Source organism: Pseudomonas sp. 21LCFQ010 (assembly GCF_024129905.1).
In the GTDB taxonomy this organism is placed as follows: Bacteria; Pseudomonadota; Gammaproteobacteria; order Pseudomonadales; family Pseudomonadaceae; genus Aquipseudomonas.
The window spans coordinates 16,957-29,405 of sequence record NZ_JAMYDZ010000036.1 but is presented as its reverse complement, the minus strand read 5'-3'; the positions used below and the strand labels follow the sequence as shown (position 1 = coordinate 29,405).

At 55.7% G+C, this 12,449-nt stretch carries 9 protein-coding genes; 2 read left to right on the top strand and 7 right to left on the bottom strand.

Annotated elements, in window-relative coordinates; all coding sequences use genetic code 11:
• Positions 1–25: 25 nt before the first annotated feature.
• The gene (locus NJC38_RS26810) at positions 26–409 is read left to right on the top strand and encodes an IS66 family transposase (protein ID WP_253117893.1); all 384 of its coding nucleotides are present in this window, start codon (positions 26–28) and stop codon (positions 407–409) included.
• 420 nt (positions 410–829) lie between these two features.
• On the opposite strand, the gene NJC38_RS26805 is transcribed toward NJC38_RS26810, so the two are convergent.
• From NJC38_RS26805 to NJC38_RS26775, 7 genes are all read right to left on the bottom strand, one after another.
• Positions 830–3,307, bottom strand: coding sequence for a TonB-dependent receptor (locus NJC38_RS26805; RefSeq protein WP_253117892.1), 2,478 nt, complete (start codon positions 3,305–3,307; stop codon positions 830–832).
• A gap of 93 nt (positions 3,308–3,400) precedes the next feature.
• Positions 3,401–5,050 carry a cyclic peptide export ABC transporter gene (locus tag NJC38_RS26800; RefSeq protein ID WP_253117891.1) on the bottom strand — a complete coding sequence of 550 codons (1,650 nt, stop codon included), beginning with the start codon at positions 5,048–5,050 and terminating at the stop codon, positions 3,401–3,403.
• Between the two features lie 17 nt (positions 5,051–5,067).
• Positions 5,068–6,393: a SidA/IucD/PvdA family monooxygenase gene (locus NJC38_RS26795; protein ID WP_253117890.1), complete on the bottom strand. Its 1,326-nt coding sequence runs from the start codon at positions 6,391–6,393 to the stop codon at positions 5,068–5,070.
• The gene (locus NJC38_RS26790) at positions 6,390–7,457 is read right to left on the bottom strand and encodes a GNAT family N-acetyltransferase (RefSeq protein ID WP_253117889.1); all 1,068 of its coding nucleotides are present in this window, start codon (positions 7,455–7,457) and stop codon (positions 6,390–6,392) included. Before NJC38_RS26790 ends, NJC38_RS26795 begins: the two co-directional genes overlap by 4 nt.
• Before the next feature lie 137 nt (positions 7,458–7,594).
• Entirely contained in the window at positions 7,595–8,416 is an 822-nt protein-coding gene (locus tag NJC38_RS26785; protein ID WP_253117897.1) for a formylglycine-generating enzyme family protein, read from the bottom strand.
• Positions 8,417–8,509: 93 nt separating this feature from the next.
• A complete protein-coding gene (locus NJC38_RS26780) occupies positions 8,510–9,655 on the bottom strand; it encodes a heparan-alpha-glucosaminide N-acetyltransferase domain-containing protein (RefSeq protein WP_253117888.1) in 1,146 nt (381 codons plus the stop codon).
• 92 nt (positions 9,656–9,747) lie between these two features.
• Complete coding sequence (locus tag NJC38_RS26775) at positions 9,748–11,109, bottom strand: dipeptidase (protein WP_253117887.1); 1,362 nt, start codon at positions 11,107–11,109, stop codon at positions 9,748–9,750.
• 202 nt (positions 11,110–11,311) lie between these two features.
• Here NJC38_RS26775 and NJC38_RS26770 point away from each other — a divergent pair, with 202 nt between their 5' ends.
• A complete protein-coding gene (locus NJC38_RS26770; protein ID WP_253117886.1) occupies positions 11,312–12,439 on the top strand; it encodes a cupin-like domain-containing protein in 1,128 nt (375 codons plus the stop codon).
• The last annotated feature ends 10 nt before the right edge of the window (positions 12,440–12,449 follow it).

The following is a 12,449-nucleotide window of genomic DNA, read 5'->3' as shown; positions in this document are numbered from 1 at the left end:
GCTGGCAGGCTAACGCGTTTACTTGATGACGGACGATAACTCGGGCTGCGACTCGATCGAGCAGCAAGCGGGCGTTGAGCATCTGGGTTGCAGGGCGCATGCGCAACGCAGGTTCGTTGACGCACAGAAAGTAAAATCCAGAGGAAGAGTCGGGCGTGCCGATATGGCGTTGCTGATGATCAATGCGCTGTACAGGATCGAGCGCGATCAGAGGAAACATCAGGTCAGCGAGGCGCCAGTGCCAGTGCTCGCCTGTACAGCCAGGTTGAAAACGCCAAAGGAAAAAGCAAATAGGCGTAAACATTGTGCGTGGCTACGACACGTGCTGGAACGTCTGCCGCAGGCGGTATTAGTGGAATACTTCGAAGCCTTGCTGGCGTGGAACTGCTTGCCAGAGTTGCGACGGTAAATCGTTAGCACTGCGTTGGCCCGCCTGCTCATGCCCTATGCAAGAGAACTACCTATGCATCCCTATTCCATAGCACGCTTAGGGCACCTCTAAAACGTAGGCGAGGCAGTCAGCGCAATACCGATGGTGGCCCCACAAAAATGGGCGAGGAACGGTCGGAGTCGCGCTCGATTTTACTGGAGTAAATGAGCATTCTGAGTGGGCGGCACCCCGTCGGGCTGGCGATCCATCGGACTAACGCACGAGCCTGTTTCTAACGCAGTGATGACAACGGAAGTAGTTTTTAGAGGTGCGCCTTAGGCGTCAAAGCCCAAGGCAGGTGCCGTATGCAGTAGCTGCGCACGTGCGGATCTGCACGGAGGGTGGCAGGTGACTGCCATCCCTACCGTGACCAAAAGACCGATCAAGTGCTTGGGAGTATTAAAAATCCTTGAAGTTGCCGCGCAAGGTGAACATTACATTGCGAGGTTCCCCATAACGATAACCATACTCATCGTTATAATAAACTTTGTCGAATACATTGTTTAGATTGGCAGCGATAGTCCAGTTGTCATCAATGCGGTACTTTGTAAAGACGTCCCATACTGCACGACCAGGCATGTGGCTGTTCAGACCGATGTAGTTGGTGCCTTTCAGATCGCTTTGTGCTGATACACCACCGCCGATGGTGATTCTATTTAGTGCTCCCGGTAATTCATAGGTTGTGAATGCGCGGAAGATATGTTTCGGTGTGACATCTCCAAGTTGGCCACCTTCTTTTGTCGTTGCGTTACCGAATGCGTCGCGGTCTTTTACATATTTTGCTTCGTTGTAGGTATAGCCGGCGAACGCCTGCCAGCCAGGTAATAATTCACCGTTGGCTTCGAGTTCAAAACCTTCACTTTTAACCTTGCCTGCGTTTATATAGCAATAGCCATCTACCGATGCTGGGCAGCCACCATTAGGGTAGGCAGGGTCAATGGAGGACCGGTTATCCTGGACCATTCGGAACAGGGCGATTGACGTATTAAGGCGGCCGTTAAACAGTTCGCCTTTCACACCTATTTCATAATTTTTTCCTACGGAAGGGTCCAGTGGGGAGCCTGAAGACGTTACCAAGCTGCTCTGGACCTGGAAAATATCAGTGTAGCTGGCATAGGCTGACCACTCAGGTGTTAATGAGTAAACCAGACCCAGGTAGGGGGTAAATTCCTTGTTCTGACGAAACTCATTGGTCTGGGTACCGTTGGCGTAGTTTTCCGTTTTGTACCAGGTCAGGCGGGAGCCGAGAATTATTTTTAACGGGTCCACAGGGTTAAGGATCAGGCTGCCATATACGCCGTATGTTTCGTTGTGAAGCTCGTTTGTGGCCAAGGTGCCTGTGCTAAAGTCTGGTTTTGGTACCGCTGACATCTCAGGGTCGGTCAAGAGATTGACGGTATACGCTGATGCATCGACATTGCGAGCCTTATAATCTCGCTCTTCTTTCTGAAAGTTTGTGCCGATAACTATTTTTTGTTCAAGACCGAATAAAGGGAATTTGCCGTCGGCACTTAGGTCTACACCACTTTGATAAAGGTCATAGTTTGCATCTATAAAACTTCTCAACCTGGCGGTGCCTGCAGCAGGGTCAATACCAAAGCTACTGCGCCGAGCTGATCGCTCATACACTTCGCCACGTTGGAAGTTGGTGGCTATTTTTGCCTTCCAGTCTTCATTGAACGTATGGCTTAACTCGGAGAATACTTCATCGGCCACGCTTTTGTAAGCTGACCAGTCTGGGCCTACAGAGGTCGAGCGAGATAGCTTCAAATCGGACCCGTTGGTGGCGGTCGGAAGTCCTTGGTAGAAATACATACCGGACATGTCGTAATTTTGATGGCGATAACCTGCCATTATCGAAGTTTGATCGGTTATATCTGATTCGAGTACGCCATAAAATAGTGGCATTTCTGTATGCGCACGATCATAAAAATAATCGCGATCTTCATACGCCACAACTGTTCGGCCTCTGATCGTGCCGTCTTTATTAAGGCTGCCTGTTAAGTCGAGCTCTGTTCGATAGTAATCCCACGAACCTGCTTTTGCCGTAATCTCTAATTCCGTTTCTTTCTGGGGGCGCTTTCTCACAAGGTTTACTACGCCGCTAGGCTCTCCGGCTCCCAGCAATAGGCCAGGTGCTCCGCGTAGTACTTCTACTCGTTCAATCGTTGCCATGTCTGGCGCTTGGGCGATTAGGACCCCAAAGGTGCTTGCATTGTAAACACCGTCTCGTAGAACCTTGGTCATTTCAAAGCCACGCGAGTAATAGTTGCTCTGGCCACTGTTTACAAATTGCCGGCTAATACCGGGCGTTTTCATAATGACCTGGTCGAACGTGTCGGTGTTTTGGTCTTCCATACGCTGTCGGGTTACAACGGTTACCGACTGAGGAATGTCTTTTTGAGATTGCTCGGTTTTTCCAATCGTTACAATGCGGGAAGCGTAAGACTGGCGGTCTGCTGAAGTGCCCGTGTTCGAATTTATGTTCGTGGCACCAAGCTCAATAGCAGATGTGGCAACAGAGGGTGATTTGATACTGAGCAGATTACCGTCCAGATGATAGGCTAGCCCTGTTCCTTTAAGCAGTTCGGCCACAGCATTTGGTATTGTGTAGCGCCCATTTATGCCTTCGAAATAAAGCCCGCTTAGTTGCTCGGAGCTATAAAGCACTTGGATATTAGTTTGGCTGCCCAGCATTTGCAGCGCTGACGCTAGTGGCTGAGGCGGAATATTGAGCGATATTTCCTGCGCCTGAGAGGCCATTGCTATGGACGTTACTAGTCCAAGGCCAGTCAGCGGCAAAACAAAACGAAATGCGGTGCGCATCATAAATGCTTTCGCCAAGGGCGTCAGTTTGATCAACGTGTGTGTGGGCATGGTCTTCTCTGTTCTTGCAAGTGAGAATTTTTTCTTTTCGCAATAGTAAAACGCCTCCGTTTTGAAAACCGGAAGCGTTTCGGAGGGATTTTTTCAGGCAGGTATGGCTTCGCTTTTGACCCGGCCGGATTCCATCCTGACGAGCTGGTCGGCGATGTCGAAGTAGCGGTCATCATGGCTGATGACGATGATGGTTTTGCCCAGACGTTTCAGGTCAGGCAGCAGCTCGGTATAGAAAATACGCCGGAAGGTCGGGTCTTGATCGGCGGCCCATTCATCAAATACCAGCACCGGGCGGCCTTCCAGCCACGCGCTGAGCAGTGCCAGGCGTTTGCGCTGTCCGGTGGACAGGTCGGTGGTGCTGAACGCGCCACCACGAATCGTGACCTTGTGGCCTATTTCCAGGCGCTGCAGATAACGCTCGGCTTCCTTAGGCACGTCTCCGCCGCCCTGAACCAGTTCGTCGAACAGGTAATAGTCAGCAAACACGGTGGTAAACAACTGGCGATAGTCGTCCCGGTTTTGAGCGACGATGGGCTGGCCGTCCAAAAGTATTTCGCCCTTCTGTGGCGCATAGAGTCCCAAAAGCAGCTTGATCAGCGTGGTCTTGCCACAGCCGTTCTCGCCAACAATAAAGACGATCTCTCCTTGTTCGATACGCAGGTCTACCGGGCCCAGGCGAAACGGTTCGCTGCCTTGTACTGCAGGAAAGGCATATTGCACATCACGCAGTTCCAGGCTCTGTATGGTCAGCGCTTTAGGCGTCTTGTCTTCAAGCAGCAGGTGCGGCTCCGGCGATGAGAACTTTTCCGACAGTTCGGCGATACGGCGAAACGCGATCTGCGCACGGCTGATGATGGGGAGTGTTCCGATCAGATGTTCCAGCGGGCCTTTCATATAAAGCAGCACCAGCACGAAGCCGCTCATGACGCTTTTATCGTCATTGGGCCAGTAAGCCTGGAAGGCGAGGGCCAGGCCGATGACCACGAAGAACAGCATCGAGCCAAAGGTCTTGGCCACCACAAAGATGTTGATGGCGCGAATTTGCAGGTCACGAATATGGTTGGCCGTGCCCTGGATCCGCTGGTCGAACATCCGCTGCCGGCGCGGGCGATGAATGCGCAGTTCTTTGGCACCTTCAGAGACAGCGCTGTAGTATTTCTGCAGTTCGTCTTCGGTTTCCCGGGCGGCCATAAAGTTTTTGATGCCATGGCTGCGCGCGAAGTATTGCACCGTCGTACCTATCGCAATCGCTAATACCATCAGCAGAAACATTTGCCATGACAGCATAGCCAGGTAACCGAGGCAGCCGAGGGTCACCGTCAGCGAGATTGCCAGGGGGGCGAAGGCGAAAGCAAAGTCGCTGATGGTTCCGACATCATGGGTCAATACCGGAATCAGCCGATGAGTGCGGTAGCGTTCGATCTGTTCGATAGGCGCCGACATGACTTTTTCGCCAAGCGTCTTGCGCAGCCTGACGACAATATTTTGCCCCACATAGTTGGTGCCGATATCGGATACGATCGAACTGAGCAGCGCTATCAGGCACAAGACGGCGAAGCTCAGTACGATCCCTTGGGTCATGCCGCTATCGGAGTGCAGCACATTATTGATCGTGGCCAGCAGGGTGGTGATGCTCAGCCCCCCCACCATGCCCAGAACGATTGACACCGCCACAATCGGCCAGAAAGGTTTGAGCAGCGTCATGAGTTCGCGAATGGCGCCGCGGGTTGGCTGGGACATAAACAATTCCTGCTGGGTCAGGCGCTGATCAGCGTGGCGGCCTGAGACTCGTGGGTGGAGGTCTGGATTTTCAGAGCCTTGTACAGCGCTTTGCCGATCTCCTCGCTGCGCATCGGCAGAACGGAAAGCAGCGTGTCACTCAGGCCATGTGAGGCTTCGCAGAAGCCTTGCAGAAACACTGGGGCGTGCAGCGCAGGAGAGGCCAGCGCGCGGTAGTCGCGGTCCACTTCGAAACCTTTCAGGTGATCTTCCAGTGATGCCAGCAGTGAGCGGTGGGTTCGGCGCTCATAGCCGGTGGCCAGAATGACAGCGTCGTAGCGATGGGTGCGCTGCTGGTGGGTGGCGAGGTCACGCAGGGTCAGTTCGATGCCTTGCTCGCTGGAATGCACCGCTTCAACCTGCTGGCGGCACAGCACGGCGTGACGGTATTGATGGGCGACCTTCTGGCGATAGAGGATGCCGTAGATGCGCTCGATCAGTTCCTGGTCAACCACTGAGTAGTTGGTGTTGTGGTACTCGTTGATCAGCTTCTGACGATCTTGCGGCGGCTGCTGGAACACCAGATCGGTGTATTGCGGCGCGAAGATTTCGTTGACGAACGGGGTGTCGTCGGCAGGCTTGAGGGCGGTGCCGCGCAGGATCATTTCCACCTTCACTGACGGGAAGCTGTCGTTCAAGTCGATGAAGGCTTCGGCAGCGCTTTGCCCCGAACCGATGATCGCGATACGCATCGGTTTGCCTTCGCTGCACGGCAGGTTTTTTACGCTGCTCAGGTAGGTGGAGTGGTGGAATACGCGTGGGTCGTTCTTGAAGGGCTCGAACGCGGTCGGGATTTTTGGCGAACCACCGGTGCTGATCACCACCGAGCGAGTGCGACGGACCTGCTCCTGGCCGTTGGCATTACGCGAGATCAGCTTGAGATGATGAATTGCACCGTTATCGAGTTCGGGCTCGATGCGCGTGACTTCTTCGCCATAGACGGCCTGCTCGGCAAACTGCTCGGCAACCCAGCCCAGGTAGTCGTTAAACTCCAGACGGCAAGGGTAGAAGGTGCCCAGGTTGACGAAGTCGATCAGCCGATCCTGCTTCTTGAGGTAGTTGACGAAGCTGTACGGGCTGGTGGGGTTACGCAGTGACACCAGGTCTTTGAGGAAGGAAATCTGCAGCTCGCTTTGCGAGGACAACGTATCGCCGTGCCAGCGGTAGTTGGCCTGCTTGTCGAGGAACAGGGCACTGAGCGCCTTGCCGTTGTGTTGCGCGAGTTCTTCCAGGGCAATGGCCAGGGCCAGGTTGGAGGGGCCGAAGCCGACGCCGATGACGTCATGAATGGTGGCGGTGCTCATACCGTAATTCCTTCCTTCGATGGTTTGACGCTGTCCAGGGGTTGGTACAGCCGCTCGGAAAAGAAGCGCTCACGAGTCAACATCACCAGCAGTGCGCGCTTGTGGGGAAAATCGAAATGCTTGACCTTGGCAAAGCCGCTGCGGTCGAAGTTGGCGATTTGTCGCAGGTTGTCGTGGCGTGGCTCGCAGACCAGACGCTGGGTGCGCGGGTCGTCGAGGAACAGGTAATGGCAGATCGAGGAAAACCAGGCGGTGTAGAACGCCTTGCCGCGAAACGCCTCTTCACCGACCAGCAGGTGCAGGCCGCGATCGTAATCAGCGGCGTCATAGAACGGCGCAATACGGTCTTCCTTGGCCCAGTAGGCTTCGAAGTAGCCAAACGGCTGGCCGTCGAAGCGGCCGATCAAGGGCAGGGTGTGCGGGTCGTTCAGTTGTTTTTGCAGATAGGCGTGGTGCTGTTCCAGGCTGCCTTCTTCCTCCCAGAATTGCGCAACACGCGGGCTGTTCATCCAGCGGTTGAAAGCGTGCAGGTCGCGGTCCGGGTCTGCTTGCTGAAAGGTCAGCGTCTGACCCACCCAAGGGATATAGCGGCTATACAGCACCTCTGTTGAGGGCGTGGGGCGTAGCGGGTGGCGTTTGCCATCGCTGATGATCAATTGTTGTGGTGGCGCGCCGAATGAGGCTTTGTTGAGCCATACCTGTGGGTGCTGCCAGAACGCTTCGGCGTAACACGTGATGTGCTCGGGACCGGTGGTTCTCAATACGCCATCGGCAATCAGAGAGTCGGTCGCGGTGGAGGTCGTGCCTGTCAGCGTGATGCTTTTTAGCGACGGGTGAGTCGTGAAAACTGCTTCCAGCGCCGCCAGCAATGTCTGCTGTTCAAGACCGTGCTCCAGATAGCGCAGCTTGCCCTCCAATTGATCGGAACAAGCGAGATACAGGGCGATCTCCAGATGCGCGATGTTGTCGAGCAGCACCACGAGTGTGTCTTCGCTGCAATGAACCCGCAGTTGCCGGTCGGGATAAAGATGGCTGAGGACCGCTAGGTCGGCATGAGTATTCATTCGGGCGTTCCGCGCTTCAAAGGCTATAGCTGTGAAACGAAGAAGTGGGGGCGGGATTTAGCGGCAGTTCAGCGGGGAAGTGAGTAGCGGGTGAGCAGTGCCTGCGGATCTGCAGGCACGTCTGGTACTTCGAAATTTCAGAGTTCTCTGGCGACCCTGAAACCCAGGAAATCACCTCGTGCACTTTTATAGATGGCATTGCGGTTGCCGGAGCGCGAAAAGATCGGAGGCTCGCCCCAGTCATTGCCGCGCATCTGAGCGATCTCGCATTTATCGTTGTCGATCCAGGCACTTCCGTCTGTAGGTGCGCCGTTGTAGTTCTCATGCAGGCAGTCAGCTACCCACTCATAAACGTTGCCATGCATGTCGTACACCCCAAACGCGTTGGCCGGATAACTACCTACAGGTGAGCTGTAGGCATACCCATCCGCAGGACCATAGGTGTTGGCGTGCTTGCTGATCTGATACTCGCCCTCTTTATCGAACGGGAAAGGAAAAGGTCCTGTGGAACCTGCACGCGCGGCATATTCGCGCTCGGCCTCGCTGATCATCCGGTAAGGTTTGCCGGTCTGTTTGGCCAGCCAGTCGGCATAAGCCTGAACCTCATAGTAATCAATGCACACGGCCGGTTGCTTCGGCCCCTGTTTGTAAGTGGGTTTGCTCGCCTCGCACCAGCGCCCTGGGCGCTTGTCTCCGCTTTTGATCACCACGCCGCTTGCCTTGATATAGGCATCCAGCTCGCCGGCGGTCACCTGGAAGCGGCTTATCGCAAAGGGTTTGGCAAAGGTCACAGTGTGCTGCGGACCTTCATCAGGTTGGCGTCCCAGCTCATCTTCTGGCGTGCCCATGACATAGCTGCCGGCTGGTAGCACGACCATTTCCGGGCAGTCTTTGCAATCCTTGAACACGGTGCCGGGCTTTTTCGGCTCCGCAGCGACACTGCCCAGAGAAAAAGCCATGCAGGCAATTGAGCCCAAAAGTACGAGCGGTTTCATCGTTTACCTCGTTATCAGGGATGAGTCTTCATCCACCTAGAGTCATGCAAATGACAATCAGAAATACCGCAGCCAGGTCAGATCTCGTCTGCGCTGCTTGAGACGCGCAAACCAACTGGTCGGAAAGTACAAGGCGATGCTCAGCACAATCGCGCAAAGCCAGATGCCGGATAGCGTGTCAAACCCGTAGTAGCCATCCATGTTCGGGCCAAGGGTGTGCAGCACAACGAGGTACAACACCTTGAGCGAGTACAGGTGCAGCAGGTAGAAGAACATCGGCGCACCGCCGTAAGTGGCGAGCAGTTGAATGGTTCTGCTGTTTTGATGTTTCTCCAGCATTGCCAAGGCCAACATGCCAAAGGCCAGTGACGGCAGCAGGAACATCAGTGAGGGAGGGTATTTGGTTGCGCTTTTGAAACTCAGCAGGGTTTGCAGCCAGTCGCCGGTATGCACCCAGGGTCTATCGCCATAGACATTCAGGTAACGCAGGATGACGAAGCCGATAAACAGTCCGGCGCTGATTTTGAGCAGGGTCGAGATACGCTTTTGTGAGTCTGTGCCGGACGCATACAAGGGGCCTGCGGCGTAGCCAAGAAGGATCACTCCGAACCAGGGCAGCAGGGGGTAACTGGTGAATATGTCCGGAAAGTGCTCGAACTCGAAAGATGCGCGCTCATGCAGCATCGCCCAAGGCAGATACCAGATCGATTGATGCTCGACGGTTACGCCATCAAGCAGGTTGTGCCCGCCGACTATCACCGTGCCCAGTATCAGCATGCTGATACGAGAAAGGCTTAAGAGGCCGGCCAGTATGATCATGCTGACGCCAATGCACCAGATCACCTGCAAGTCCAGCGAGCGGGCTGGAAACTCTCCGCTCCAGGCGAAATCCACCAGCGTCACTTCGAGCATGATCAGAAACAGGCCGCGTTTGAACAGAAACCCGCGTGTGCTGTTCAGGTCATGGCTTTGGGCATAGAGCCAGGCGGAAAGGCCGGTCAGAAACACGAACAATGTAGCGCAAGGTTCAGTAATCATCCGGGTCAGGTACAGCCCTACAGGCGTGGTATAGGCGACCGGGTCATCGACTTCGTGATGCAGGAAAAACGTCTCGCGAACATGATCGACCAGCATGGCCAGAAGGATAATGCCGCGCAGTGCATCGATACTTGCCAGCCGGGCACGTGCAGTGGCTTTGGCCATGAGACTGTTCACGGATGAAGTGCTGGCGGCGAGGCTGTCATATGAGGTGCTCAATGCTCTTTTCTCCGTCCAGGCGCTTGCCGGGTTGTCGTTCAGCGCTGGGCTGCGACTGGCGTTGCAGGTTTGCCTGATTGCTGCACCTGCTCCCATACCCGCAGGAAGTTGCCACCCCAGATCTTGGCAATGTCCTCTTCGGAGTAGCCGCGCTGAATGAGTTCTGCAGTGACATTGCGGACATCCCCAACGTTTTCAAAACCTGTGATTCCGCCACCATCGTTGAAGTCTGAGCTGATACCTACGTGGTCGATGCCGATCTTTTTCACGGTGTAGTCAATGGCGTCGCCAAACTCCTTGAGCGTGGCTTTTGGGTCGACTTCCAGAATGGCGTACAGCGCCCCGGCATATTCGCCGAACTTCTTCTCCGGCCAGATCGAGAACACCGGGTCGGCGGGCATGCTGGCCTGGGACAGGTTCTGTACTTTGGGCAGACCGAAGCCGGCGCGCATTTCGTTGACTTTGTTCAGGGTGTCTTCCGTGAAAGGCTTCAGATAAGAGGAAAAGCCCGGAATCTGCACCACACCACCGGTATCACGGATCAGGCGCAGTTCCTTGTCGCTGAGGTTACGTTGCAGATCTACCAGACCCTTGACGCTGGAGTGCGAGGCAATCACCGGGGCGCGGGTCAGTTGCGTAACCTGCTCCAGGGCCTGGCTGGACATTTGTGACACGTCGATCACCACGCCCAGGTCGTTGAGGCGACGTACGGCCTGACGGCCCAGTTCCGAAAGCCCGCCGTGTTCATCCGGTGAGTCACCAAAGAACGGCATTGGTCGCGATGAGTCTGCCCAAGCGTTATTGCCGACGTAGCTGAAGCCGAAGATGCGCATGCCCCGTGCGGCCCAGTCATCCAGGCGGGATACATCATCACCCAGCGGATAGGCATTGAGCATGCTGATCACGATCGCGAACTTGCCTTCATGGGCCAGACGCTTGAAGTCGGCGGGTGTGTAGGCGATGCCGGCCTGGTTCGGGAAGTCCTTGGCAATACCGGTGATGATCCGGTAGCGGGTTTCCTGTTCATGGCGTGCGGCTTCGATGAAGCCTGGTGTTGGGCGATGCGGTGCGTTGGGGCCTGTCCAGAACTCCGGCCATGCCCAGATCGTCAGAGCCGCGCCACTGAGGCGGCCGCGACTGGCTTTGACCAGATCGAACTGGGTATTGCCATCTTTGTTGGCTTCGTTACCGGCGCTGCCGAAGTCAGGCTGAATATCGATATGACTGTCGAACGACAGAATGCGCTCTTGCATTTCTGTGGCGCGGCGCATGACGTCCGAGGGGTAGGGTTGCAGGCGGCCTATAAAAAACCACCAGGCCAGGGCGGCGACGGCTGCCAGTGCGGCCAATGTCACGATGCTCAAGATTAGCCATTTCCTGGCTGCGCGACTCATGCTCATTAAACTCCCGGGCTCTGTCCACGTGTACCGGCTGGCTGCCGGTGGTTGCGAGGAATAACGAGTCAGGCATTGGGGAATTTAATGCTCGGGTGTTTCGGATAATTTCACCGGCAGGCTACTCGTTTAAAGGGCATGTCGTGTGCCGCTCTGTAAAACGGTGATGTGGGCGGGCACTTTATCTACCTCTCAGGAGAGATGATGTATGGATGTGCTCGCGGTATTGACCCGGCTGTTTTCTGGTGCGCAGGCGGTGGGCGTGCAGGGGGTGTTCCAGTTCGATTTTGGCCAGGGCAATGCGGTGTGGGCGGCGGTAAAGGACGGGCTTGATGTCCAGCCGGGGCGGCATGCGGCGGCTGATGTCACCATCGCCGTGGGGGCGCAGGAGTTTGCCGGCATTCTGCAAGGCACGCAGGATGTCGAAGAGCTGTTTGCCAGTGGTCGTTTGAAGATCGACGGGCAGATGGGCCTGGCCACTCTGTTGCCGCAGATTATCGATGCGGCACGCCGTGGCGTCGCGGTGGAAAAGCCGGCTGCGGCCATGAACCATCGCTACCCTGCGCGTGAGCGTTACAGTGATCGGCTCTCGGCCAGCCAGGCTACGTTGCTGGAGATCGAGCGGCGGCCTTTCGCTGGTCTGTCGGTGGCAGACTTTCGCCGTGACTACTTGCCGTTCGGCACGCCGGTGATTCTCACTGATGCCCTGCGCGACTGGCCGTTCTTCAATATGAGCCGCGAAGAATCCATCGTGCATTTCGCCGAGTTGAAGGGCATTACCCGGCACGGTGATTACGCGGAGAAAACCTTCTCGACGGACCGCGATTTCCGTTCCACGTCCATTGCCGAATTCATCGCCTCGCTGGAGCGGCCGCTGGCACCGGGAGAAAAGCCGCCCTACATGGGCAATAACGTGGTGCCGCCGCAGTTGCTGGAGCTGATTCGCTTTCCGGAGTATTTCGACCGCTCGCTTTATATCAAACCGCGTATCTGGATCGGCCCCAAGGGCACCTTGACGCCGCTGCACCGGGATGACTCGGACAATATGTTTGCTCAGGTCTGGGGGCAGAAGTCGTTCATTCTGGCGGCGCCGCATTATCGGGAGGCGCTGGGCACCTGGTCGACCTCCGAGGGCGGTGGCCTGGAGGGCTGTGATGTAAACCCTGATAAACCGGACTATGACAAATATCCGGCTGCGCGGGAGGTGGTTTTCCACCGCATCGTGCTGGAGGCCGGCGATCTGTTGTTCCTGCCGGAGGGCTGGTTCCATCAGGTTGAATCGGTGTCGACCTCTTTGTCGGTCAACTTCTGGGTCAATTCGGGCCGGGGCTGGTAATGCCTTGAAG